We start from the raw sequence: 25,186 nt of genomic DNA on the forward strand, positions 1-25,186 counted from the left end.
AAACACCGTCGCGAATTCCGACTCGCTGGATTTTTGCCGTGCCTGCTTCTCAAGACGAGGCCGGCTATGCCGGCTCGCTTATCAATCCCGTATAAAGACGATCATGCTCCTGCCACAGATGACCGACGCCGAAGCGTTCGATGCCGTCTTGTGAGCGTTGCTTCATGTCGCGCAGATGATCGGGGTCGGTCAGCAGACGCTCGATGGCTTGCGCGAAGGCAGCGGTGTCGCGCGGCGGGACGAGCATGCCGGCGCGGCCACCGTCCAGAATCTCCGGGATACCCCCCACATCCGATGCGACGATGGCGCAGCCGGCTTGCCGGGCCTCGATATTGACGAGCCCCATCGGCTCGGCATGGGAGGCGAGAACGAAGATGTCAGCGCCGCGCAGGATGCGGCCTGGGTCTTCCAGCGAACCGTGAAAGACGATTCGCTCGCCAAAGCCTGTCGCGGCGGCTCGGCTCTCGAGAGCCTGCCGGTCTGGGCCGTCACCGACGATATGCAATTCACAAGGATGGCGACCCGCAAGCGAAGCAAAGGCGTCGATGATCGTGTCGACTCCCTTGCGGCGATGCAGGCCACAGACCGTGCTGATCACCGGCACCGAACGGCTCCAGACGTCCTTCGAGCCGAACATGCGCATCCTGGCGCCGCCGAGCGTCGCGTTGACGATCGTGGCGAGCTGCCGCTCCTTGAACCCGACCGAAAGCAAGGCGGCCCGCTCGGCCTGGCTGACCGCAACGACGCGGTCGCCGAGCCGCATGATTCGAGCGTGGGAATCGAAGGAATTGTGGACTGTGGTGACCAGCCGCGCCCGGCTGGCGCGCGTCGCGAGATAGCCGAGCACGGCGCCCGACATCATATGCGCGTGCACGATGTCGATCCGCTCCCGCCGGATGAGGCGGCGCAACTGCGCCACCGAACCCAGCAACTGCTGCGGACGACGTGTGCGCTGCACCACCGTGACATGCGTCACGCCGGATGCGGCCAACGTGGGTTCCAACTCGCCGCCTTCCGATCCGTAAAAGACCGTATCGCCTTTTTCGGCCTGCACACAGGCGAGATCGACGGCGAGATGGACATTCCCATGTCCCATTCGGCAATGATTGGCGAGATGGAGAACGCGCATCAGTTCGGCTTCTTTGCGTAGATGCGGACATAGTCCACGAGGAGACGCGAGGGATCGGGCGTATTTTCGATCGAGAAGCCGCTCCCCAAGGCGAGATTGACCAGCGGGAACAAGGGCTGGGCGAATTCCGGCGGCGTGTCGAACGACCAGTAGGCGACGCCGTCGAGATAATAGGTCGTCTTGTCCTTCTCGATCATCACGCCGAACGTATGGAAATCCTTCGTCAGGTCGATTCCGGTCTGCTGCATGTGACCGATATGCTTCTCGGGCGATTTTCCATCCATCTGCCAGAGATGGTAATAGCTCTGGAACTTCGTCGGCTCGTGGCCATAGAACTCCATCACATCCACTTCCACGGCGTATTTCGAGCGCTCTGTTCCCATCAGCCAGAAGGCCGGCCAGACGCCCTCGCCCGCCGGCAGCTTGGCGCGCATTTCGAAATAGCCATAGGTCTGCGCGAAACCATGCCCCTTCAGGTCATGGCCCGACAGAAGACCGCTTTCCCATTTTCCGTTGGCGTTGCGCGCCGCCGTGATCGTCAGGATACCGTTTTCGGTGGTAAAGGGAAAACCCGGGCGCGGATCGACGAATTGCGCGTCTCCGAAATCACCATGCCAAGGCGTATGCGCGATCCAGCGTGTGTTCGGTCCCCAAGCCGACACGTCGATCGTATCGAACTCATCCGCGAAGGTGATGTCGTATTGGCTGAGATCGAGCTTCTGCTCTTCCGCACGGGCCGGCGTGCCGAGGACGGCGGCCAGCGTGCCGACAACCAGAAGAAAGCGCGTCGCCAGACGCTGTAGGCGGTGGGGTCGCATCGTCTGTCCTTATGCTGGGCGAGTGCGCCGAACCAAGATCGGCGCGCCACGCGCGGGGTCTTGCCGTGCGATCAGAGCGAAAGAATGTTCCGGGGATGAATGCGCCCGCGCAGGAGATCGGCCACCGCCAGAAGGTTGCCCTTTACGCGGCCCTTGCGATCGACCCAAGGCTCGGGCCTACCCATCTTGGCGACATTCGCCGCGATATTGCGCAGAGCCTGACGGGCGGCGAGATCGGGTCGCATGGTGCGCTTGCGCATGAGATACCAGGGATTGGCGATCTGGGAATATCCCAGCCTGACGCCCGAACCGCGTCCGCGCTTGACGCCCATGTGAACGCCGCGCAGGCGCGTCGACGAGACGAGACGCCCATGCGCCGCCAGCCGCCGGCTGAAATCGACATCTTCCAGCCATGCGTAAAGCGGCATTTCGGCATCGAAACGGAGGCTGTGTCGCTCGGCAGTCTCCAAGCGCACGGCCATGTTGCAACCATAACCATTATAAACAGGCTCGATCCGTTCGGGCACATCGTCACGATCAGCCGCGAGAATGGCGAGGGATTCCTCCACGCTCAAACCGGGCCCCGGTGCGCCATCGGCCAGAACCGTACCCGTCGCCATGACCACGTCAAGCTGCGATTGAAAGAGCTTGGACAATTCGGAAATGTAGTCGGCGCGCAGGAAGAAATCATCGTCCATGAACAGGAGCACGCCGTCCCGCTCCATCGACAGCCGATCCATGATGGCGTTGCGCTGGACGCAAGCGCCGGGCGTAGAATGAACCCGCTCCACCTCGAAAGGCAGTGTCTCATTTGGCGGAAAGTCCAAGTCCTCCTCGCGGGCTGGACAGACGAGAACGCGCGCGGGCAGAGTCTCCTGACGCGCCAGATCGCGGAGCACCTCGTTCAGGATCGGCGCACGACCCGAGGTGGCGATCCCGATATACACGGGCAACTTCGATCCGACTACCAAACTCGCGTTCCTGTCCATCATACTCATGAACTAACCGTTCGAAAGCGCGGCGACTGCCAGCCGTCGCATACAAAGACACTGCCTCGAACCGCCGATCACCATATTCTCGCCATACAAACGCCACCAGTCATTAAGGACAACAAGCAACGATCTGAATTGATATGAATCTTAATTGGATTTTTTTGCACTGCGGCAAGGCCTGAACCGATTTTCTTGCTGGACGCTGACGGAAAGTCAATGCATAGTGACTTTCATTGCCGGTTTTTCGTGCAGTGCAGCAAGCCGCCGTTCGACCGATTTCACTGAGCCCACCGAATGGTGAGGAGATTTCGTATGCCCGGCCTGGACTTCCTGCGTCGCAAACCGTCCAACTCGGCGGCGGAGGCGGTTCCGCCTGCGGGCGGTCATGCGCGCGCGGGCCTGATCGGCAATATCACCGCGCTCGGCTTTCTCCAGATCTCCGCCTATGTGCTGCCCCTGGCGATCGCGGCCTATACGACGCGCGTTCTGGGCGTGGCGGACTGGGGCCATGTCGCGCTGACGCAGATGGTTCTCAGCTTCTTCTGCCTCGTCGTGTCCTGGGGTTTCTCCTGGAGCGCGACACGCAAGATCGCGGCGATCGGCGACGACCCTCATGAAGTCTCGCGCGTCGCGATCGCGACCATCGCGGGTCAGGTGATTCTGGCCGGCGTCATGGGCGCCCTGCTTCTCGTGTTGATCGAGACCGTTCCCTTCTTTGCCGATGCCGCCCCCTTCTACGCCTGGGGTCTTGTGGTCATCGCCGGCACGGCCCTGTTCCCCAACTGGCTGCTGCAGGGGCTGGAACGGATGAAGGCCTTTTCGGCGATCCAGATCGGCGGTCGAATCCTGACGCTCGTGCTGATCATCCTTCTCGTTCATGCGCCGGATGACGCACCCTTGATCATCGCCATCCAGGGCACGGTTTCTCTGGTGGCGGGCTTCGTCAGCGTCTGGCTGTTGCATCGCGACGGCATTCTGATCTGGAGCCGGCCCAGTGCGCGAGACATCTTCGAAGAGATCAAAGAGGGCTCGGCGATCTTTCTGTCGACCACGGCGATCGGCATCTATGTGAATCTGACGCCCGTGATTCTGGGCTTCCTGGCAGGCCCCGTGGCGGTCGGGCAGTTCGCCCTCGCCGACCGCATCCGGCAAGCCGCACAATCGGTGCTTCAGCCCGTTTCGACCGCTCTTTTCCCGCGCATCAGCCGTCTCGTGGCGTCCGATCCGCGCTCGGCCGCGCCGCTTCTGAAAATTTCCGGCATCGGCCTCGTGGTGATCTCGACGGGAATCACAGGCGCGCTTTGGGTTCTGGCGCCGCAATTCGTGGTGCTGATCGGTGGGCAGCAGTTCGCGGCGGCGGCCGAAGTCCTGCGCTGGCTGGCCTTCCTGCCTGTGGTCATGTCCTTCTCGACCTTTCTCGGCCTTCAGATCCTTTTGCCCAACAAGCGCACCAAGGCCTTCAACACGATTCTCGTGAGCGGCGGCATTCTGAGCCTCGTGATCATCGCACCGCTGATCAAGACCTTCGGCCCCGAAGGCGCAGCGATGACCCTTTTGATCGTGGAAGGCTTCGTATCCCTGTCCATGGTGATCTACGTCCTCAAGACGGGCTATTTCCGGGGGCATTGGCATACGGGCCTCGCGGCCGCATCGGCCTGATCCGGCGCGGCGCCCATGTCGGCTCTCGTTCTCGCTCTTTTCTGGCTCTTGGCGCTGCTGGCCTTGGTTCGGGGCGTGCCGGCCCTTATCGTCCTGTTCTTTTGCGCCGTCCCGTTCGGATCGTTGGCGGCGGTGCCGCCGGCCCTGACGGGCGGCTTGACTTTCACCCCCCTGCCGATCGTGGCGGCGCTCCTGTCGCTGCGCATCCTCCTCGCGCCGGGTCAGGCGGCGAACCTCCTGAGCGGAGTGCTGCACGCACGGCCGCAGGCGCTGCTCTTCACCTTTCTCCTCGTCTGCATCGTCAGCACTCTGCTCATGCCGCGTCTGTTCGCGGGGCAGATTCTCGTCGTGCCCGTGCGCGCGATCGAAGGGCCGATGGCGCCGCTGGCTCCCAGCACCCAGAACATTTCGCAGCTCGCCTATCTCGCGATTTCGGTCATGACGACGCTGACCGCCTCGGTGGGCTTGCGAAGCGCGCGCGTGCGCGCCGTCGTGCCGCGCGCGATCCTAGCCGGCTGCCTCGTGACGGTTGGAACCGGCCTTCTCGACTACGCCAGCAATTTCGTTCCGCTGGATGCCATTCTCGACGCGTTCCGGACCGCCACTTATGCGCTTCTGGTGGACGCCGAGGTTCTGGGCGCGCGGCGGGTCGTCGGCCTGATGCCGGAAGCGTCTGCCTTCGGCAGCACCTGCGTCGTGCTTCTGGCGCTGCTGTATTTCGCACGCCGCGCCTTTCCGGCCTCCGATCCGATGCGCCTTCTCTCGCTGCCCGCCTGCGGCGGGCTCGCGGTCTTCGCGATCATGTCCTCGTCCTCGGCGGCTTACGTCGGACTGGGTGTCTTCCTGGCCTCGGTCGGGCTGGAATGGATCTGGCGTGTCATGCGCTTCGACCCAGACACGATGAACGCGATCCGGGTGGAAGCGCTGATCGGTCTGCTCGCGCTGGCGGCGATTGCGGCCTTGTTCCTGCTCCAGCCCGCCCTGATCGATCGAATCGCCTTTATTCTGGACGATCTTCTCGTCTCCAAGACCACGTCGAGTTCCTTCGAAGAGCGCAACATGTGGACGCGCACGGCGTGGGAGGCCTTCGTCTCGTCCTGGGGTCTCGGAATCGGGGTCGGCAGCTCGCGAGCGTCGAACTTCTGGGTCGCGCTGGCCAGCAACACGGGCCTTCTCGGCGTCGTGCTTTATGGTGGATTCGTGCTGGCCTGCTACGTGCGCCGCCGGCCGAAGCGGGACGGGCAAGCCGCCGCCCTTCTGACGGCCGGTCGCTGGGCGCTCCTGCCCGGCTTCGCCATCGGCATCCTGATCGGCACCAGCCCGGATTTCGGTTCGCTCACCGGAATGACGATGGGTGTCATGCTGGCGGCCGGGCGCTCGCGCTACGAGACATCGCCCGCCGTAATAGAGTCGGATCGAAGCGACCATTCGACCGAGCAGTCCGAAATATCAATTGCTTAAAACTGTCTCCGATGCCGTTTTATTGGGATATTCAATATTCCATCCTTGACTAAGAGTAACGACGATGTTGCTTTGCACCATCGCAGCGAGAAGAGCGGATTCATGCACTCCACCAGTCAGCCCAAATGGGTCATTGTCGGCGCGGGCTTCACAGGTGCCGTTCTAGCGGAGCGCATCGCCGGGGTTCTGGACCAGAAGGTTCTGGTGATCGACAGGCGCGATCACATCGCCGGCAACGCCTATGATTATCCCGGTGCCTACGGCGTTCTGGTCCACAAATACGGCCCGCACATCTTCCATACGAACAGCGAGGCGATCTGGACCTATCTGTCGCGCTTCACGGAATGGCGGCCCTATTTCCATCACGTGCTGGCGCATGTGGATGGGCGCTACACGCCGATTCCGTTCAACCTGAACACGCTGACCGACCTTTTTCCGGCCAAGATGGCCGAGCGCCTGAGCGACGCGCTGATCGGTGCCTATGGCTACGGCACCAAGGTTCCCATCCTGAAGATGCGCCAGGATGGCAATCCCGAACTCACCTTCCTTGCCGACTACGTGTATTCGCGCGTTTTCGAGAATTACACGTTCAAGCAATGGGGCATGAAGCCCGAGGATCTCGCGCCATCCGTGAGCGCGCGCGTTCCGGTGCATGTCAGCCGCGACGATCGCTATTTTCAGGATCGCTTCCAGGCCATGCCGGTGGATGGCTATACCGCCATGTTCAAGCGGATGCTGGATCATCCCAATATCGAAGTGTCGCTGAACACCGAATACGAGGCCGTTCGCGAGCTTTATCCAGACGCCAAGGTCGTCTTCACCGGTCCGATCGACGAGTATTTCCGCTACGAGCATGGGGCCCTGCCCTATCGCAGCCTGCGCTTCCGCCTCGTCGAAACGACGGAGAGCATGGTTCAGCCGGTCGGCACCGTGAACTACCCCAACGAATTCGGCTTCACGCGCATCACCGAGTTCAAGCATTTGACCGGGCAGAAGGGCGAAGGCTCGGTTCTGGTCGAGGAATATCCCGAGGCCTATGTGCCGGGCACGAACGAGCCCTATTATCCCATTCCGACGGAAGGCACGTCGCAAGCGCTTCAGCCCTACCAGCAGATGGCGCGCGACCTGTCGGGCAAGGTGTGGTTTGCCGGGCGTCTGGGTGATTACGCCTACTACAACATGGATCAGGCCTGTGGCCGGGCTCTCGCCTTGTTCGAAAAGCAGCTCGCCCCGGCGAGCGTCGGTTGAGCGGCAGGGCTCGGAGGCATTGATGGCAACGGTTTCGGTGGTGATGGCGACCTACAATGGCGCCCGGTACATATCGGCCCAGCTGGAAAGCCTCCGCGCCCAGACGCATCTGCCTTCCGAACTGATCGTCGGCGACGACGGATCGAGCGACGCGACCCTCGAGATCGTCGCCGCCTTCGCGGCCTCCGCACCCTTTCCGGTTCGCATCCAGAGAAACGCGATGCGGCTTGGCTATGGCGAGAACTTCCTCACCAATGCCAAGCTCGCGACGGGCGATTACGTCGCCTTCTGCGATCAGGACGACGAATGGGCGCCGGAGAAGCTCGCGACCTGTTTGGCGCATCTTGAACGCGAACAGGCGGTGATGTGCGTTCATGCCGCCTCGCTGATTGATGGCGAGTCGCAGGAAATCGGCACGTTCGACCAGGGGATTACGGGCTTCGAGATTCGCCCGCCTTTGTCTCTGGAGCCTTGGGACGTGTTTTTCGGGCTGACGCAGGTCTTCCGGCGCGATCTCCTCGACCTCATCCCCTCCGACCGGCGCGGCCTCGACAATCACGCGGTCGGCTCGCCTTTGTCGCATGATCGCTGGATTCACTTCCTCGGCGACAGTTTCGGCAAAACCGTGATCCTGCCCGACCGGCTGGTGCGCTATCGCCAGCATGGGAAGAACGCTTATGGCGGCTTGCGCAAGGGGCTGCTTCTGCGCCTGCGCGGCAAGCTCGTCGCCTCCGCCGAGATCATGGACATGCACCAAGGCATCGCCGCGCATCGCGCGAGCCTCCTGCGCGAGGTGGAGGCGAACGCGTCGGATGCCGGGACCAGAGCCCATGCGCGGGCGGCAGCCGCTTATTGGCAGGGTCTCGCCGATCTCTACCGCGATCGCAGAGAGGTCTATCGCGCGCCGCGTCTTGGCGAACGCCTCGCGGTCTTCCGCCGCCTCCGATCCGCCAGGGCCTATGAGGCGGGCGCGGGATTGGGCGGCAAGGTTCTGGTGAAAGACTTCTTCCTTGGCGTGTGCCGACTGCCGGTCGATGCGATCACGCCCAAGGACCACCATACGGCGACGGTGGCAACGCCGCCTTCGCCGCAAAAATGATTCCCGCCTTTTCGATACCCTGCCCTTTCGGAGCCTTTGCATGACTCGTTGCGCCTATGGAAAGATCGCGGTTCTCGCGCCGTCGAACGTCCAGACGGGCGGACCGGAGCTTCTGCATCAGCTTGTGCACGAAATCCGGCGGCAGGGCGGTGACGCGTATATTCATTACGTGCCGGACCCGGAAGCGCCGGTTCCCGAGCGCTATCGGATCTACGATACACCGCCGATGAAGAAGCTCACGCTCGGCAAGAACGATTGCCTTGTGGCGCCGGAAACCATGGTCCGGCAGATCCCGCTCTTCTCCAAGGCCGAGCGGTTCATCTGGTGGCTGAGCTTCGACTTCTTTCTGTCGCAGCGCAGCGGCCCGCAGCGTCTGGCCGCCAACACCTACAAGCGCTCGCTGGTGAAGGCGCAGTCCTTGTCGGGCACCAAGCATCTCTTCCAGTCCCACTACGCGCGGGCTCGCCTCGAGCGCTGGGGGGTGACAGGCGGCATTCTGTCGGACTATCTCTCGGTCGCGCCGGCCAAGGCCGACGCGCCGGCCCGCGAAGACATTATTCTCTACAATCCCAAGAAGGGCCTGCCGATCACAGAGCGGCTGCAACGCGCTCATCCCGGCCTCACCTTCAAGCCTATCATCAACATGACGAAGGCCGAGGTGGAGGACGCCTTCGCCCGCGCCAAAATCTACATCGATTTCGGCGAGCATCCCGGGAAGGACCGCCTCCCGCGCGAGGCCGCCTCGCTTGGAACCGTGGTGATCGCAGGCCAGCGCGGCTCGGCGGCCTTCGCAGAGGACATGCCGCTGGAAGACCGCTACAAGCTCGCCATCGATCCGTCGTTGGAAGCCAAGTTCGGCGCTCTCGTCGCGCAGGTCTTCGGTGATTTCGAGACCCATTTGAAAGCGCAGCAGCCCTATCGCGACTTCATCGCGGGCGAGCGGGACATGTTCTCCGAGCAGGTCCGCGCGGCGTTTTTCCGCTGACGATCAAACCATAGTCTTTGCCCGACAAAGAAGCGGCCGATGCCCAGCGCATCGGCCGCTTCTTTCGTTTGGACATTGCGACAGCGCTCAACGGCGACACGCCATCGGTTAGACACGAAAGAGCCCTCCGACCCGGCATTCGGGGCGAAGGGCTCGAACCGTTTCAAACAGTGGTCGGCCGGTCAAACGACCTTGCTGAGATCCGCCTCGTCGAGCACGACGCCGGAGCATTTGGCACGCAGCCCATGCACCGAGCGAATGGCTTCCGTCAGCGACTGGCGCGGAATGCTGCCCCACCGGGCCAGCACGATGAAGCGATCGACCGAAGGCAGCAGCGCCGAAACATGCAGCGCCTGCTCCAACGAGGTGCTTTCGATCACGACGCGATCGAAGCGGCCGGACAGGCCGGACACGCTGGAGCCTAGCGTTTGAACGCCCGTGCGATTGGCCGACTGGCTGAGAACCGGCAGATTGCCTGCCGGAATGACCGTGGGGTTCTGGTGGCTGCCGGGCTCGGCGACAAGAGAGCGCGCGCTGTGCCGCGCCAGCGCGCCCGCCGCCGCTGTCGAAGCACGTTCGGGATTGCGCGCGATCAACAACACTTCATGGCCGAGTTTGGCCAATTCGTCGGCATAGGCTTTGGCGATGAAGGACTGGTTCTGGGCCTTGTCGTTTTCGAGCGGCGTGATCGCGATGACCATAGGCTCCAGGCGCATCGCGTCCGTCGCCACCAGAAGTCGCTGAAGCGTTCGGTCGAGAATACGATCGGCCTTGTCAGGAGACACGCCGCCAAGAAGCCCGGCCTTCTGGCTGAGCGCCGGAATAAAGCCGAGGAAGGGCACGCCATGCGCTTCCACGTCCGCGCGCCCGCGCAGCGAGCGGTCGAAGAACTCGCGCCCGACGCCGACGGCCGCGCCAAGGGCCCCACCCAGCACGAGCGAAAGCGCCATGACGATCTTGTATTTCGGGAAAAGCGGCGAGTCCGGCTGGACCGCGGTGGTGATGATGCGCGCTGTGTCGATCGGCAGAGAGCGCTGCTGGATCAGTTCCTGATAGCGATCGAGATAGTTCTGGTAGAGCGACTGGTAGGACTGCGCCCTCTGCTCCAGCGTGCGCAGCTGGACCATCGTGGAACTGACGCCCTCACTCTTGGCGGTTGCCGCATCGACATTCTTGTTGATCGCCGCGAGCTCGGATTGGCTGCGAGCGAGCTCGGCCTGGTAGGCGTCGAGCGTGCGCCGAGCCTCGGCACGGATTTGGTCGGCCAGACGCTCTTTCTCGGCCGTGATAGCCTTGGCTTGCGGATTGTCCGCGCCCCAGCGTGCGATCACCGCGCGCTCTCGCTCGGCGGCGAGAAGGTAGTCGCTGGCGATATCGCTGGACGAATTGGCATTGTTGCTGCTGCCGCGCTGGCGCAGACCGATCAGGGTCTGAACGTTTCCGTCCTTGATCGCAGCGGAATAGATCTCCACCTGAGCCTGCGCCGCCGACACGCTGGCACGCGCGTTGATCAGTTGCTGGTTCAGGCCTTCGAGCTGCTGATCGGTCACCAGACGCCCATCGGCCGCGACCAGCCCGTTTGCGGCGCGGAAGCGCGTGACGGCTTCGGCGGCTTCGCGCGAACCACGACCGATTTCCTCGATGCGGACTTCCAACCATTTGCTGATGCGGCTCAGGCCGTCGAGGCGCCCCTCGACCTGATCGGCCAGAAAGGCCTTGCCGTAGGCATCCGCCACTTCGCGGGCCAGCGTCGGGTCCGAGGAATCGAAGCCGATCTCGATCACATAGCTTCGCGCGATGCGGAAGACGGCGAGGTTGGATTGCAAATAAGCGATAGCGCGCTCATCCGCGCTTTCGGCTTCCTGGGGCGTTTCGGTCTTCGGCTCGCTGCTCGAGAAGAGCGAACTCAGCGAGGACAGAAGGCCGTGACTCTGGTGCATCTCATCGACGCGGGCGCCTAGGTTGAGCTCTTTGACGACACGCTCGGCAATGCTGCGCGATTCGATCAGCGCGATCTGCGTCGCGATATATTCGTCCGCCTCACCCAGCGCGCGTCGATCGCGATCGGCCTGCATGAAGTTCGGCGGCTCGGAGAACAGAAGCCGGATCTGCGAGCGATAGGTCGGTACGGTGTTGAGGAGAATAATCGCTGCCAGAACCGCCGCCACGCCCGCGCCGATCGCAACGAGCAGGATCTGCCGCCGAACGAAACCGAATAGGCGATACAACTCGTCGCGCAGATTGCCCGCGCGGCCTTCGCGCACGCCGGCGCCACTGAGGGGCGGAAACTTCATTTCCATACTACAGTCTCCACCATGCCCTGCTGGTCTTGATTACGCCTGATCGGTTTTCGCGGGAAGCAGGAGATCGCGCTCCTTCAAGTCGGCCGGCTCGCGATTCCAGGATGGGCGCTCGAACGCAGATTGCTTGCGCGCCCATTCGGTCTCGACGAATGTCTGCATTTCACGGCGAAAACGAGCCGCCGAGAAATTTTCCGACCGCGCGCGGATGGCCTTCGAATCGAATTCACCCGCCCGCGCTTCAAAGCGCTCGACCGCTTCGATCAAGCCGTCCACAGTCTGGTCTCGAAAGAAGACACCCGCACCCTCGTCGCCGATGCTTTCCACCGCGCCGCCCGCGCCATAGGCGATGACGGGACGCCCGCTCGCCATGGCCTCCACGGGCAGGATGCCGAAATCCTCCTCACCCGGGAAGACCAGCGCGCGGCAATGGCTGAGATGATGGCGAAGCGTCGCGAAGTCGCAGCGCCCGAGGAAGGTCACCGTCGGACCCGCGATCTTCTTCAAGGCGTCGAGATGCGGCCCGTCACCGATCACGACCAGCCGCTTGTTCATCCGCGTGAAGGCCTGAACCGCAAGGTCCGGTCGCTTGTAGGTGACGAGCTGGCCGGCGCAGAGATAGTAATCGTCCACCGTTTCCGCCGGCTCGAAATCCTCGATGGCCACGGGCGGATAGATCACCGTCGACATGCGATTGTAGACGCGCGCGATACGGCGCGACACATGAACCGAGTTCGACACGAACGCGTCCACACGCGCCGCCGTCGTCACGTCCCATATGCGCAGAAAGGGGGCGACGAGCGAAAAGACGAACCGCGAAACGGCGCCCAGTTCCCGGCGATAGACGTGATAGTGATCCCAGATGTAGCGCATCGGGGAATGGCAGTAGCAGATGTGTAGGGCATCGGGCCGCGTGACGATGGCCTTGGCCGGCCCCGATTCGCTGGAGATCACGAGGTCATAATCCGTCACGTCCAGCTGCTCGATCGCGAACGGCATCAACGGCAGGAGCTTCTGGTAGTGCTTGCGACTGCCGGGAATGCTCTGAAGAAAGGAGGTCGTGATCTTATGCTTGCGCAGGATGGGCGACAGACTGGCCTCGTCGACCACAAGGGTAAAGATGTCGGCTTGCGGGTAGAGCTTGCAGAGTTCTTCGAGAACCTTTTCGCCGCCTCGCATTGTCACGAGCCAGTAGTGGACGATCGCTACCTTCACGCTTTCACTCCCCAGTTCCCGAGCGACCAAGTCCGATGACGATGCAGGCTCGCCACTCTCAGGTTCCGGGATGTCGGCATCCGACATGACGCGAAACGGAAAAGAGCAGCGCATCGAAGCCACGGCTTCATCGAAAGTTTTCTCCAAGCACCACAATCGTGACGCTCTCGCCGGCGCCTTGCGACGAGAGAGCGCGATCGCGGACCTGTGGAGAAAGCTTCCGTTAGGTCAATAAGCTGCGCACCAGCAAAACGCCGCATTGCGCATATTCAGTCAGATTGTGCACATTGCGGTGCAGCATTGCAACGCTTACGCGCATCAACATGAGCTTATCCACGCTTCGCGGCCGTTTTGAGAAGATCGGAGCGGTCCGAACTCCATCTCGCTACTTAACTCTTATTAAGCCCTGCGGAAGCCGCGTAAATAAGCCTAAAAATTTCGACAGTTTCACCCGATACGACTGCAGTTCATTGGCGCCAAGGATCGCGATTCAGTTCGAAGCCGGATGCGTCGCCGCGCTGTTTTGGAACCATGAGCTGGTGAAGTATCATCCGACGGCTGCGAGCGCACCGCTTGGCCGCGACCTTCCGCTTGGGCGGAACCGGCCAGCATGCGAGAAGTCCACCCGGCTTCCCCAGTTGGACGGATCTATCGGCCCTTCCTCAAGCCCTACGCCCATCGACGGTCGAAAAGGCGGCCAGTCGAGTCGCAGCTTGCCGGACGCTGAACCGACACAGGAGGCACCCGCGCTTTTCCACCGCACCCTCTTGATCCCGCGCCCTCCATCCTTTACTGCGGGCTTACCGGAGAGGTGGCCGAGTGGTCGAAGGCGCTCCCCTGCTAAGGGAGTATACCAGAGATGGTATCGTGGGTTCGAATCCCATCCTCTCCGCCATGAACGTAACAAGAACTTGCGCTCCAATCCCCTGCATGACATGACATTCCCCAGATTTCGGGCGTTTTTGGGCCGGCTCACTTAGCCGATCGGGGGACGAACCGGGGCACAAACCGGGGGACATTCGGACGCAATGGCGACCAAGCCCAAGATCAAATGGCTGACCCTCCGCGAGGGCATTTGGTACTATGAGCGCCGCGTACCGGATCGCTACAAGCACCTCGATCCCCGATCGAAAGTGCGCCTTAGCTGCGAGACGTCGGATTTTGCCGAAGCGGTGACGGCACGCGATCGTCTCAATAAGATCGCCGAAGCGCACTGGCGCTCGCTGGTGCATAGCGCCGGCACTGATTCGCAAGAACGCTTTCGCGCAACTGTAGCGAGAGCGCGCCTCGAGGGTTTCGCCTATATCCCGGCCAGAGAGTTGATGGAGACGTCGCGAGAGGAGCGATTCGCGCGGCTGGAGCGCGCGGCGGCCAACCTGGAAGGCAAACCCCAAACGAAGGCCTCGTCAGCCGATCATCAGCAACTGTTCGCGGCGGTGATGGGCACAGCCGAGGAGCCGCCGATCCTCATTTCAAACCTCGTCGAAGAATATGAGAAGGCAACTAAGGACAAGCTTTTGGGCAAGTCCGAAAAGCAGGTGCATAAGTGGCGCCTGCCTCTGACGCGGGCGGTGGGCCATCTCATCGCCGTCATCGGAGACAAGCCAATCGCGGCTGTCACCCGCGCCGACGCAATCCGCTTTCGTGATCGCTGGTTCGAATGGATCAGCACTGGCAAGCCTGAAGAAGGACCGGATGGCGAAACCGTCATGCGAGTGCTGAAGGCGGAAACGGCCAACAAGGACATCACGCATATCGGCAAGATGATCGCCCTCCTTTCGGATCGGCTTGATCTCGATTTGCCGCGGCGCTTCCAGGGCCTTCGCTTTGTCGCGGATGAAGAAGACGAAGAAGACGGACGCGCCCCCTTCGCGACCAGTTGGATTCGCGACCGCATCTTGGCCCCGGGCCTGCTCGAGCGCCTGAACCCAGCGACGCGTGGCGTTATCCTGACCATGATCAACACGGGCGCGCGGCCCAGCGAATTGACGGGTCTGAGGCCTGCCGACATTCGCCTGAAGGCTGAGATACCGCACATCCGAATCACCAGCTACACGGGAAGGAAGCTGAAGACCCCGTTTTCCAAACGGGAGTTGCCTTTGGTCGGACCCTCGCTGGAAGGGGCCAAGCTCCTGCTGGCGACGGCCGGCGAATATAAGGACAACACAGATTCTCTGTCCGCCCTCGTCGGCAACTTTTTCCGAGACCATGATTTGAGGGAGAGGGAAAGGCAGACGCTCTACTCCCTTCGCCACTCCTTCAAGGATCGCCTCACCGCAGCAGACGCGCCGGACATCATCGATGCCAGATTGATGGGCCACAAATTCAACCGCCCCGGCTACGGCGACGGCCCAACCCTTGAGAAGAAGTTCGAATGGGTCAAGAAGATCGCGATCTATCGGCCTTCGGACGAGCCGTCCTGATCGATCTTCGCGCTCGGTAGCGGAAACGGCCCGGTGCCGGCAGGTGCCGGCCATAGCCCTTGCTACGGCTGGCACCTCCACGGAGTGAACGAGGTATCAACTGATCCCATAGCAGCGGAAACTCATCCCTCGTTGGGTCAGCGGGGCGAACTCCCTCGCTTCAGCTACCGCTATGCATCAAGCAGGAAGGTGGCTGCGCCATTCCCCCAGAGGAAAACTTCATTGTGAGCCTGTCCGATCCCGACCGGCACGACAGCGTCTGCGCTGTCAAGGAATTCTCCGTCCACAATGATGCTATCAATATAGAGATTTCGATCCTTACCTGGGCCGGCATTGACGTCGTTGACAAACTCCACGCTCACGCTGCGCGCGTCCGCGAAATACCCGGAAACATCTACGTTCTGCCACACACCCTGCTTGTGTGAGGCGTTCACAGTCCGAACATCGCCAATCTGCTCTCCGTCAACCCGGATGATGAATTGAGCGTGGCCGTCATGCGCGTCTTCAGAAATTCGCAATCTCATTCCCGTCGGGGAAGACGCATTATCGAAATCGAAAGCGGCCTTGCCATTGCTCCAGAGGGCGGTTTCCCGGCCAGACTGCCCCGCTCCGGCGATAATCTTTGCATCCCCTCCGTCTACGACGTTCCCCTCAATGCTCACATGATCAACATAGAGGTTTCGATCTTTGCCGGCGCCGGCACCCTTGTCGTTGATGAATTCCACCACGACCTGACGGGCGCTTTGAAAATCGCCCCGCAGCTCAAGATCGTCCCATTGGCCGGCCTTATGCGAGGCGTGGGCTGTCTGAACGCCACCAACCTGCTTCCCATCGACCTTCACAACGAACTGAGCGTCGCCTTGGTATGAATCTCCAGACACTCGAAGCTTTAGAAGATCTGAATTTGCCTCTTTTGGCGTAGCGACAAACAAGTGGGATTGACCATTGATGTCTGTGAACTCCCCGACGACCTGACCTTTTGCGTTGACATCGAATAGATGCACGTCTTTCGCTTGAGGCACCGCGATGTTGGGAATATTGGTATTGATTGCGTCTTCTACGATTGGGCCAGAAAATCTTGAATATCCATTACCGTCGATACGGAAATTACCAATTTCAATTGGACCCCAATGACCGCGATAGTCATACCCATCCAAGGGGTTCGCATACGTACCAGTAACAGCCCCCATGACATCAAAGCCAGTTACATAAGTGTTTATTTCATTGTATACTACGCCAGAATTTTCTCCATCAATATAGAATCCATGTACAGGGTAATACCTGAATCCTGAATATGTTTGCTCTATTGGTCCTGAGAAACTACCAAATACTCTTCCCGCATCATCAATATTGGCTGAAATGGAGTAAACACCATCCCCGAAGTCGATCAGCTTGGCGAAATTATATTTCGAAACGGAAATCATTTTTCCTCCACGCCAGCCCCAAATTCGAGCCGGCCAAAACCTCCTTAAGTTGTGCTGGAAGCCGCTCAGGAATGCTACCTATACGCGAGTTAGGCGATCAGAATTTTAACCATGTTGCGAAGCTACAACATCATCGATACCGATCGCAAACCGTGCGCGGTTGGGCTTGACTTCACTCTTGATCTGCCCGCAGGAACAATGCGCGCGGTAGCGGAAACGGCCCGGTCACGGTCGGCAGCGGCCAGAAGCCGTGCCAGGGCCGATGCTCCACCGACGTGAACCAGGTCTTGAATTCGGTGACGCATCCGCCGCGCAGGCGCCACGGGCCCCAGTCCTGAACGCCCGGCGGGCGGTTGGTCGGCGTCCCGTCCTGCTGGTCTTCGAATTCGAACATGGCGCGCCGGAACCGGCCGGCCGGATCGCCGAAATAGATCTGCTGCCGTCCGTCGATGTAGCGCGCGTCGGAGCGCACCTTGCTCATGACGCCTGAGACCAGCGCATCTCGGCCGTCACAGACGGCGCTCGTCTGCGTGAACGCCTCGAACACGACGACCGAGCCGGAGCACTCCCCGGTGTCAGGATTGACCCGCCCGTCGCAGATGGTGACCGGCGCGAGAACAGGGGCATAGCTCACCTCGAGCCGGCCGGCCTCATAGCGAAGCCCTTGGGCGGAGAAGTAGGCGACGAGCGCCACCACGCCGCAGCCGATCGTCAGGACGGCCCTTTTCGCCGCGCGCCGCAAAGCCTGCAGATGCTCATTCATCGCTCGTGTCCTTTGCGATGCGGCCGCGACGAACGCGCCAGAAGTGGAAGAGGTCGATGATGAAGCCGCTCACCGAAACGCCGCCGATGCCGACGACGAAGGCCGACAGGCGCGCCAGTTCCTCGGTCGTGCCGGTGATCGGCCCCAGCTGGGCCGTGAGGGTCGGGATCGCGATCGGCGCGAGATAGACGGCGCAGATGCCGCCGACCGCGACCTGGATGACGCCGTCGGTGAAGCTGCCGCGCCGGGTCATCCAGCCGACGGCGCCGCCGAGCGCGCCACCAAGCGCCAACCGCGCGTCGGCGCTGAAAAGCCATTCCATGTGCTGCCCGTCCTTCTGTTGGGGCTGAGTCGACGGGCTCGGGCGAGCGCGATCAGGAGCCGGCCGCGCGGACCGCGCCGGCCAGCGCGTCGTGGCGCGCCCCGCATTCGCCGAGCGCCTGACGGTCCCTCCCCCAAAGCCGGACGGCCTCGGGCATCGTCAGATCGCGCGGCGGCACGTCAGCGACGGGCCGGCACGGCTGCGTCAGGCTGGGCGGGACGCGGGGCGGAGGGAGCGGCAGAGGTGCGACCGATACGGTCGAGTTCGTTCGACACGCGGCGAGGCACAAAGACGCGGCAAGCAGCGCCGCCGGCCGGAGGAGCTTCATCGGGTTTCTCCTGAAGGGCTTGCTCGAGAGAGACGAGGCGCGCCTCCTGCTCGGCCGTGCGCCGGGCATAGTCCGCCTCGATCGCATTGATTTTGGTCTGCCGGGCGGCTCGGTCGGCTTCAGCCGCCTGGGTCGCCTCGATCAGGCGTTCGGCGTTGGCGAGGCTTTCGACCTTGCGCCCGTCCTCGCGCGCGGCCGGCAAGGCGAAGAAGACGCCGTAAGCGCCGACCATGCAGCAACCGATCGCGAGGCCGGCGACGACGGCCGCGGCGAGGTTGAACCTGTCGAGCGGGCCCATCATTCTTCATCCCCGATCGGGAGGAGCGGGACGGTCTGTCCGGCCAGCGCGTGGGTGCAGTCATCCAGGAACTGGATATGTCCGTCCCTGACGAAGGAGTGGCAGACGAGGGGCGGCGGATCGATCGTTTCGCCGGCCATCACCCGCTTATGCTCATCGTCGGTCAAAGGCTGCACGCCCTGCACGAGGACCGACGGCTGGAAGGTTGGCTTGCCATAGTCGCCGTTCCAGGACCATCGTGGACCGGGCCCCTCGCCCACCCGGATTCCGTGCCGCTGGTTGCACCCGGGGCATTGGAGGAAGAGTTGCCCGCCCGCGCCGAAGCGCAACACACCGCGCGCGCCCATCATTCGATCCCCGACACGCAGAGCTCGGCCTCGCCGAGGCGCTGCGCGTCACCCATCTCGCGACGCTTCACCAAGCCGTTGACGATCTCGCCGCCCGCCTTGTTGAATGCCGTCTGCGCTTCGCAGGCCGGCCGGTAGCGCCGCGCTGTCAGATGCCGGGCGGCCGTGGATCGGATCATGGCCGGCGCGCCGAAGTTATAGGCTCCCGACGTCATCGAGGCCTGCACGCTGACCGGCGCGGCCAGGAACCCCGGAACGCCATCGACGAGCGGCAGGTAATAGTCGCGCACGACGCGGCGCCGGAGCATCGCCTCGCACTCGGCCGGCGTGAAGCTCATGCCGGATTTGACCGGCTGGCCGTTGATCCGGGTTTCGCCGTAGCAGATGTCCCAGATCTTGGCGTAGCGGTCCCAATGGGATTTCAGGGCAAGCCCTTCCCACGGCTTGATCAGCCGATCGACGGCCAGCGCGACGGCCGGCGGGGTCAGCCCCTTGTCGATCGCGGCGCGGATCGTGGCCGGCGTTTCGGCCGGCGTGCGTGCAGTCCAAGCGGACCAGCCGCCGGTGATGGCGAGCGCGGCCGCGCCCGCGAGAGCGGCTTTTCCGCGCTTGGTGGCGACGATCTTATGGACGGGCATCGTCATCCTCCGGCAGCGAGTTCTGCGCGACGATGCGGGCGACGAAGGCGCCGGCCGAGGCGAAGGCGCAGATGAGCGCGAAGATGCGCGGCTGGATCGGCAGCGCGCCGTCGAAGGCCGGCAGCGCGACTTCGAGAAGGGAAAAGAGGAAGGCGGCCGCGATGAAGCGCAGCGACCAGGCGCGCCTGATCACCGCCCGCCAGTTGGCGACGAGGGTCATGGTGTCTCCGGGGCGTAAAGTGGGCTCGTGAAAACAAGCTGACGAATTGATGGTGGTGGAGTCGCCGAAGCGTGCGAGGCTGCCGGGCAACCTCGAAAGGATCGGCACATGGGTGAGAAGCGCAAAGGCTCCAAAGAGGGCCGCAAGCCCAAGAAGGCGGTCGAGAAGACGATCGCTGCAGCCCCCAGCCTGAAGGGCGGCGTTCTGGCCGGCGGGAAGTCGGCTAAGTAGCGGCGTCGATGGTAGCGCGGTGCACCCGCGCTCCGTTGAGGGCCCGGCGCTATGGCCGGGCTAGTTGGGTCAGGCGGCGATCGCGCCGACGCCCTGCAGGTAGGACTTCAGGGCGTTGTAAAGCCCGGTCTTCTGCGCGGTCGACGTGAGCGCGCCGCCCGTGTGGATCACGGCCACCTGCGCGTCGCCATAGGAGCTGTTGTTGCGCAGGAGGTCGAGGCCCGTCGCGAGCGAGGCCGAGGCCGTGGTCAGCGTAGCGGCCTGAGCGCCGTCGACCAGAAGCTCGGACGCGCCCGCCCCCGTGCGGTTGGCGACGACATGGTGCGGCGAAGCCGTCGAACCCGAGCCGCCGAGGCCGCCCGTGGTCTGGCTGACGCGGCCACCATGCCCCGACGCGCGGGAATGGACGTTGGTCCGGCCGTTGGCCGAGCCGTAGTCCTCGCCCGTGGTGCCGTCCACCAGCGTGAAGACGCCGATATGGGCGCTGTCCTGCTGATGCTTCGCGCCCGTCGCGGTGGAAGGGTTGAAGTTGACCGACGCGAACTTGGTCGAACCGTCGCCCTTGTAGCCCCGATCCTTGGTCCAGGTCGGGAAGGTTGAGGCGTTGGTCGAGGTCAGCGTGTAGGCTGTCGAGACAAGGTTTTCGTTCGCCGCCTGCTGCGAGTGAGCCGCAACGATATGCAGCTCGTCCAGGACTGACAGGACGCCTGCCGTCTTGAGATCACCAAACAGCTTGTCCACCAGCGCGCGCCGCCTGTCGCTCGGCGGCGAGGTCATGCGCGCGACATAAGCCGAGGCTTCCGAATTCGCGAAGGCATAGGCCGGATAGAGGGCCAGAAGCTGATCGCGCAGGATCGCCGCCGCCTCCTTGTGGATCGGCGTCGTCGGATGCGTCTCGTCGTTGCAGTTTGTCGCCCGGATCACCGACCCGACCGGATGCGCCAAAGTCAACGTCCCGCCCGTGATCGTCACCGTGTAGGGGCCCGAGCCCGTCACGCTGACCACCTTATAGGGGAAGTTCTGCGCCGGGACCGGCTCGACATTGGCCGTGCCGGGCTCGATCACGAACGTCTCGTCCACATCGGGCTTGTCGGCCATGACCAGCGTCGTCGCCCCCACGGCCGAGGCCGAGGTCAGCGACGATGTGAACGAGCGCAGCTTGTACTTAGACGGACCAGAGTCCGCGTCGGAACAGAGCGCGGCGATGTCGAGAAGCGCGTCAGGGCCGCCGCTCGCGCCGATCCCGTTGCGAATGCGCGTGTTGGTCTGGTCCTTGTAGCCGCCCAGCTCGTAGCCGATGCCGCCGACGCCCGATGTGTACCAGGGGAACTGGTTGGCGAGGTCGGTGCATCGATAGTTCGTCAGGATGTTCTCCATCGAACCATTCCGCGTGCCGGTCGAAACGCGAGGCGCAAGCGTGCCCTGCGTCACCTTCGTGTGCCCGAACGAGCGCATCTGCGCATAGAGCCGCTGAAGGTTGGCCCAGATGCGCGTATCGGTCTGCCCGCCGCCAATGTCATTCGTGCCGAGGCCCGAATAGGTCATGGTGTGGAAGCGAGCATAGGCGCGGCTGAAGTAGTTGTTCGCCACCCAATGCCCGACCTGACGGCCGCCCAGCGAGTGAGAGAAGAACGGGATACCGGCTGCGAAGGCGGCGCGCTTGGCATAGCCGCCGCCGTTGTCGCCCACGCCGCCACCGTCCGACAGGCGGTCGGTGATGCTGTCGCCCACGATGAAGAGGCTCGGCACCTGCGTCTTTCCGTCAACCGGAACGCCGACGACCATCACCGGAGCGGGGCCGGGCAACGTCGCGCCGCCCGAAGGCTGATTGATCCCGCCCGGGATCATCACGAGGTCAGCCGGCGCGCGGGTGTCCACGGTCGGATCGTAGATGTACGACGTGCCGAGGGTCTGACCGCAGACATAGACGACCGCGCCATCGGGAATGTCCGCGATGGTGTTCGTGATGATCTCCGTCGAGTCCTCGAACTCCGTCAGGCCGAACATGGAAGGCGTCAGTTCGTCCGCGAAGTAGAGATCGCAGCCACCCGGAATGGTGAAGGTCTGCGAGCCTCCGAAGAGAAGGCGAACGACCGGCGTGGGCGCGCCCGGGATTTCGACCGAGGCTGCCGCGATGGGCGTGCCCGGCCCCGCCAGCTCTTCCGAACTCGTCAGGGCTTCAATGCGAACGGTCGAGAACCCGACGTACAGCGACTTCTGCGAGCAACGGCCGATCTTCATCGGCTTGCGCGCATAGGTGCGGGTGCGAGTGCCGAAGGCCCCGCGCGAGGCGTTGTTCACCTGCCCCGCCATCGCGACGTTCTTGTAGCCAGCCGCGAGCAAGCCCGGCCAGTTGCCCTTCGCGTTCACGCCGACCTGCGACGAACTTTGCAGCCCGCTATTGGTCGCGTTGGGGTGCGTCTCCGTGATGGTGATCGGGATGGATTCGCCAAGCGTGAGCGAGCCGGAGCCCTTCACGACAAAGGCGTCCGTCCCGTCGTCCACGAGCTTCAGCTTGTTGCCTGAAACCGTGAGCGTGAGGGTCGAGCCGATGGCGCGTCGTGCGACGCGGAACAGCGGTGTGTTCTCAGCCTCGTCCGCATACACGGAATAGGAGTTGGCCTGCGCCGTCTGGAACAGGTTGTTCAAGGTGACCGGGGCGCTGGCAGCAACGGCGATCGACATCGAGAGCTTGCGTCCGCTGGTTGTCGTCAGCCTCGCAGCGATCGTGCCGACGGCCGAAGCTGTCAGACCGACCAGCAAGGTGCGGCGCGAAGCGTCCAAGGTCAGCCTCCCATCGTTCGGGGCGATGGTGGCGATCGCCTCACCATTGTTCAAGCCGGTGATCGCGGCGATCGGCAAGCCAGCGGTGGAGTTGGCCACGAACGACGCCGAGGCCGGGCCGAGGCCAAAACTGCCAGCCGGCAAAAAGGTGCGAGCAGCGACCGCGATGGCATCTTTGAAAGGTACGATCCGCATCTTCGCCAGTTGCTGGTATTTGTGCGCGGGGTGGACAATAGCTGCCCCCGGAATGTCCGCGGATGCGACACGGTTGACGACCGCGCCGACGTCGTGAGCCTTGGCGAGCCTGCCGTTAACATTCGCCGCCGTCGCATCGGCTTGCGAGTTTCGTGCGCCGCCGACACCCGTCACCGTCCATCCACCGCCCTGTCGGGCCACGACGGATGCAACGGTGAAAATGCGAGCGCCCGTTTCGAAGTTCGAAGTACCGGCCTCGAAGGCCAAGGTGTCGCCGATGTCCGGCTTTTCGGAGAGGTGGATGACATTCGTGCTGTTGGCCGACACCGCTTCCAAAAGCGTCGCCTGCCACGAGTCCACGACCCATTTGCCGAAGTCGGAGGGATCGCGGCTGTCCTGCCAGGGATCGATGCCGATAAAGGTCGGAGCGTCGCGGGTGGTGCTTTCGATCTTGCCGCCGCCATTGCCGACGATCCAGTCCCGCCAGCGCTGGATGGTCCCACCGGCAGAATTTCCAGAACCGGACGGGGTCTGCGTGACGCCAGGGGTGATGAAGCTATTCGCCGGAACGGTGACCGATGGCGGCGTCGCAAGCTGCACGAGCGGCATGCCGGGGTAGCGGGATTGCAGCTTGGCGGCGAACTCTTCGACCAGGGTTTGCATGCCCGCGAAGGTCTGGTTGGTCGCGAGGTTGTTTCGCCCGTGAGCCGAGATCGCGACGTCGAACATGGGCTCGGGCTGGAGCAAAGCGCAAGCGTCCGCGATCCAGTCGATGACGCCCTTGGCGTCGGTCGGGGTCGCGTCGGAGCTAACGCCGTCGCGCATTGTCGCGAAGAAGTTGGACGAATAGCGGGCCGTAGTCATCCAGTTCATGGGACCGCTGGCGACGTCGCCGAGGGCCTGCTGGAGATACCCCGCATCCCCGCGACCGGCTGCAAGCTTGGCCGAGACCGTCGTTTGATCCGTGATGCTGTCTGCAAACAGGATCGGGCAGACCTGCCCCTCCCAACCCTCGGCAACAAACATAACAGGGCCGAACGACCCACCGATCGCGGACGCCGTACCGGAGCCGGTCGGTCGGCCCGTCACCGAGAAGTCGTTCGTCAGGCTTTCCGCGCCGACCTCACCCGCCTGATACATCGGCGGCAACGCCGGATAAGCACCATGCTCGGCGGCGACCCAATTGACGTCCAGGAAATAGAGACCGTTGGCCGGGAGTGTCGCCATGGGATCGTTCCAGACGCGTTCCGCAGGCGCGAGAACTTTCGACGTCGAGCCGCCCCATTTGACCTGAGCGACGACTGCGCCGTCTGACCATCGGCGCGCGTCCACCCTCTGGATCGTCACCGGGAAGTTGTTCGGCCGAACGCCGAAGATCGTGTTGACCACGTTGGCCCAGAGGAAGCGGCCATTTCGGGCCTCGAACGTGGTGGAGAAGGCCCATGAACGATACTGGTACTTGGCGAAGGACGTCCCGTTGCCGCCCGAGCGGCCAGACGTGTCACCGGAGGCGTAACCGCTGTCGTTGATGGCATAGTCGGTTGGCAGACCGAAGCGGTTCGACGCAAGCATGTAGCGGTTGCGCTTCCCTCCACCCGGCACGAGGACGCCGGCACCGATCGCGCCGGCCAGAGAGCGTTTCGTGGCGTTGATGCGCGCAGGTGTACGGGCCATGACGGGCCTCCTATGTCAGGACACGAAAAAGGCCGCACAGGGCGGCCTTGAGTGAAGTCAGGTTCAGGCAAGGATAGGGAACTGAAATGCCCTCACGGCTGTTTGCAGCCACGAGACGCGCCGTTCCTCCCCGGCGATGTACCGACCGCGCCACCCGGCTCATGTGTCAGGGTGGCGCGGTCGATTTGTTTTCAGATGGTCGCAGCCTCGCGGAAGAGATCATCGATCGCCTCGGCCGAGAGCCCGAGGGCCTGCCCCAGCGCGGCGATCAGCGGATGATTGCGCTTCAGCTCGGCCGCATATTCCCATTCGATCCGGGCCTCTTCACCCGCCTGCCCCGCCATCTGCGCGATGGCGGCTTCGGCTTTCGAAAGGAGGCCGGAGCGGGAAAGAGCGATCCGTGCCTGCCGCATGGTCACGGTGGCCGGCACGGGAGCCGGAGGCGGCGTGGGCGGGACGCAATCATCCCGCACCGCAAGCGGGACAGCCTGCCAGCCAACACCCATGAAGCGCGGAACCTCTGTCGCTGGATCGTAATCCGGCAACGGGGTGAACGTGCCCTCGCCCACGATGAGGTCGGCTGCAACGGTGCGATCGTAGAAGCCGTTCTTGGTCAGGTGAGCCTGCGGCATG

Annotated in this window: 22 protein-coding genes and 1 tRNA gene; 8 read left to right on the plus strand and 15 right to left on the minus strand. The window is 63.1% G+C overall.

All coding sequences use genetic code 11. From position 1 onward, the window contains the following. Positions 1-64: 64 nt before the first annotated feature. The 3 genes from AUL36_RS18340 to AUL36_RS18350 all read right to left on the minus strand — a co-directional run bounded on the left by AUL36_RS18340 (position 65) and on the right by AUL36_RS18350 (position 2,894). On the minus strand, positions 65-1,129 hold the full coding sequence (locus tag AUL36_RS18340; RefSeq protein WP_062223039.1) for a glycosyltransferase family 4 protein: 1,065 nt from the start codon (positions 1,127-1,129) through the stop codon (positions 65-67). Further along, positions 1,129-1,947, minus strand: coding sequence for a glycoside hydrolase family 16 protein (locus AUL36_RS18345; RefSeq protein ID WP_062223040.1), 819 nt, complete (start codon positions 1,945-1,947; stop codon positions 1,129-1,131). Before AUL36_RS18345 ends, AUL36_RS18340 begins: the two co-directional genes overlap by 1 nt. Before the next feature lie 71 nt (positions 1,948-2,018). Next, positions 2,019-2,894, minus strand: coding sequence for a glycosyltransferase family 2 protein (locus AUL36_RS18350; RefSeq protein WP_244497167.1), 876 nt, complete (start codon positions 2,892-2,894; stop codon positions 2,019-2,021). Positions 2,895-3,251: 357 nt separating this feature from the next. Between AUL36_RS18350 and AUL36_RS18355 the strand changes: the two genes are divergently transcribed. The 5 genes from AUL36_RS18355 (at position 3,252) to AUL36_RS18375 (ending at position 9,391) form a co-directional block, all read left to right on the plus strand. Further along, entirely contained in the window at positions 3,252-4,598 is a 1,347-nt protein-coding gene (locus AUL36_RS18355; protein ID WP_058633855.1) for a flippase, read from the plus strand. Between the two features lie 15 nt (positions 4,599-4,613). Further along, positions 4,614-6,059, plus strand: coding sequence for a hypothetical protein (locus AUL36_RS18360; protein WP_062223042.1), 1,446 nt, complete (start codon positions 4,614-4,616; stop codon positions 6,057-6,059). A 102-nt stretch (positions 6,060-6,161) separates the two neighbouring features. After that, positions 6,162-7,307, plus strand: coding sequence for a UDP-galactopyranose mutase (gene glf / locus AUL36_RS18365; protein WP_062223044.1), 1,146 nt, complete (start codon positions 6,162-6,164; stop codon positions 7,305-7,307). A gap of 22 nt (positions 7,308-7,329) precedes the next feature. Next, positions 7,330-8,406: a glycosyltransferase gene (locus AUL36_RS18370; RefSeq protein ID WP_062223046.1), complete on the plus strand. Its 1,077-nt coding sequence runs from the start codon at positions 7,330-7,332 to the stop codon at positions 8,404-8,406. A gap of 40 nt (positions 8,407-8,446) precedes the next feature. Continuing rightward, positions 8,447-9,391, plus strand: coding sequence for a hypothetical protein (locus AUL36_RS18375; RefSeq protein ID WP_062223049.1), 945 nt, complete (start codon positions 8,447-8,449; stop codon positions 9,389-9,391). Between the two features lie 182 nt (positions 9,392-9,573). Here the strand turns inward: AUL36_RS18375 and AUL36_RS18380 are convergent, their stop codons facing one another. Both AUL36_RS18380 and AUL36_RS18385 read right to left on the minus strand, forming a co-directional pair. After that, positions 9,574-11,691, minus strand: coding sequence for a GumC family protein (locus AUL36_RS18380; protein WP_062223051.1), 2,118 nt, complete (start codon positions 11,689-11,691; stop codon positions 9,574-9,576). A gap of 33 nt (positions 11,692-11,724) precedes the next feature. Then, the gene (locus AUL36_RS18385) at positions 11,725-12,906 is read right to left on the minus strand and encodes a glycosyltransferase (protein WP_082655931.1); all 1,182 of its coding nucleotides are present in this window, start codon (positions 12,904-12,906) and stop codon (positions 11,725-11,727) included. An 805-nt stretch (positions 12,907-13,711) separates the two neighbouring features. On the opposite strand from AUL36_RS18385, the gene AUL36_RS18390 reads away from it, so the two are divergent. After that, positions 13,712-13,801 (plus strand) — tRNA-Ser (locus AUL36_RS18390). A 133-nt stretch (positions 13,802-13,934) separates the two neighbouring features. Continuing rightward, on the plus strand, positions 13,935-15,329 hold the full coding sequence (locus tag AUL36_RS18395; RefSeq protein ID WP_062223053.1) for a tyrosine-type recombinase/integrase: 1,395 nt from the start codon (positions 13,935-13,937) through the stop codon (positions 15,327-15,329). 170 nt (positions 15,330-15,499) lie between these two features. Here the strand turns inward: AUL36_RS18395 and AUL36_RS23395 are convergent, their stop codons facing one another. The 8 genes from AUL36_RS23395 to AUL36_RS18435 all read right to left on the minus strand — a co-directional run bounded on the left by AUL36_RS23395 (position 15,500) and on the right by AUL36_RS18435 (position 19,669). Beyond that, positions 15,500-16,753 carry a carbohydrate-binding domain-containing protein gene (locus AUL36_RS23395; RefSeq protein ID WP_082655928.1) on the minus strand — a complete coding sequence of 418 codons (1,254 nt, stop codon included), beginning with the start codon at positions 16,751-16,753 and terminating at the stop codon, positions 15,500-15,502. 172 nt (positions 16,754-16,925) lie between these two features. Further along, positions 16,926-17,516: a hypothetical protein gene (locus tag AUL36_RS18410; protein ID WP_062223060.1), complete on the minus strand. Its 591-nt coding sequence runs from the start codon at positions 17,514-17,516 to the stop codon at positions 16,926-16,928. Then, positions 17,509-17,838 (minus strand): hypothetical protein, encoded by a 330-nt coding sequence (locus tag AUL36_RS18415; protein WP_062223061.1) that lies wholly within the window; start codon positions 17,836-17,838, stop codon positions 17,509-17,511. Before AUL36_RS18415 ends, AUL36_RS18410 begins: the two co-directional genes overlap by 8 nt. Positions 17,839-17,890: 52 nt before the next feature. After that, positions 17,891-18,127: an Rz1-like lysis system protein LysC gene (gene lysC, locus AUL36_RS25065; RefSeq protein WP_441294145.1), complete on the minus strand. Its 237-nt coding sequence runs from the start codon at positions 18,125-18,127 to the stop codon at positions 17,891-17,893. Then, positions 18,018-18,467 carry a hypothetical protein gene (locus tag AUL36_RS18420; RefSeq protein WP_156418456.1) on the minus strand — a complete coding sequence of 150 codons (450 nt, stop codon included), beginning with the start codon at positions 18,465-18,467 and terminating at the stop codon, positions 18,018-18,020. The genes lysC and AUL36_RS18420 overlap by 110 nt, the downstream gene beginning before the upstream one ends. After that, a complete protein-coding gene (locus AUL36_RS18425; RefSeq protein WP_244497164.1) occupies positions 18,464-18,814 on the minus strand; it encodes a DUF6527 family protein in 351 nt (116 codons plus the stop codon). The genes AUL36_RS18420 and AUL36_RS18425 overlap by 4 nt, the downstream gene beginning before the upstream one ends. Next, positions 18,811-19,449, minus strand: a complete 639-nt coding sequence (locus tag AUL36_RS18430; RefSeq protein WP_062223064.1) for a lysozyme — start codon at positions 19,447-19,449, stop codon at positions 18,811-18,813. Before AUL36_RS18430 ends, AUL36_RS18425 begins: the two co-directional genes overlap by 4 nt. Beyond that, on the minus strand, positions 19,436-19,669 hold the full coding sequence (locus tag AUL36_RS18435; RefSeq protein WP_062223065.1) for a DUF7940 domain-containing protein: 234 nt from the start codon (positions 19,667-19,669) through the stop codon (positions 19,436-19,438). Before AUL36_RS18435 ends, AUL36_RS18430 begins: the two co-directional genes overlap by 14 nt. A gap of 108 nt (positions 19,670-19,777) precedes the next feature. On the opposite strand from AUL36_RS18435, the gene AUL36_RS24885 reads away from it, so the two are divergent. Then, the gene (locus tag AUL36_RS24885) at positions 19,778-19,900 is read left to right on the plus strand and encodes a hypothetical protein (RefSeq protein ID WP_280137300.1); all 123 of its coding nucleotides are present in this window, start codon (positions 19,778-19,780) and stop codon (positions 19,898-19,900) included. Positions 19,901-19,969: 69 nt separating this feature from the next. Here the strand turns inward: AUL36_RS24885 and AUL36_RS18440 are convergent, their stop codons facing one another. Both AUL36_RS18440 and AUL36_RS18445 read right to left on the minus strand, forming a co-directional pair. Further along, the gene (locus AUL36_RS18440) at positions 19,970-24,553 is read right to left on the minus strand and encodes a hypothetical protein (RefSeq protein ID WP_062223066.1); all 4,584 of its coding nucleotides are present in this window, start codon (positions 24,551-24,553) and stop codon (positions 19,970-19,972) included. 191 nt (positions 24,554-24,744) lie between these two features. Further along, complete coding sequence (locus AUL36_RS18445) at positions 24,745-25,185, minus strand: hypothetical protein (RefSeq protein WP_062223068.1); 441 nt, start codon at positions 25,183-25,185, stop codon at positions 24,745-24,747. Position 25,186: the final 1 nt, after the last annotated feature.

This window comes from Aureimonas sp. D3, assembly GCF_001463805.1.
Taxonomy (GTDB): domain Bacteria; phylum Pseudomonadota; class Alphaproteobacteria; order Rhizobiales; family Rhizobiaceae; genus Aureimonas; species Aureimonas ureilytica_A.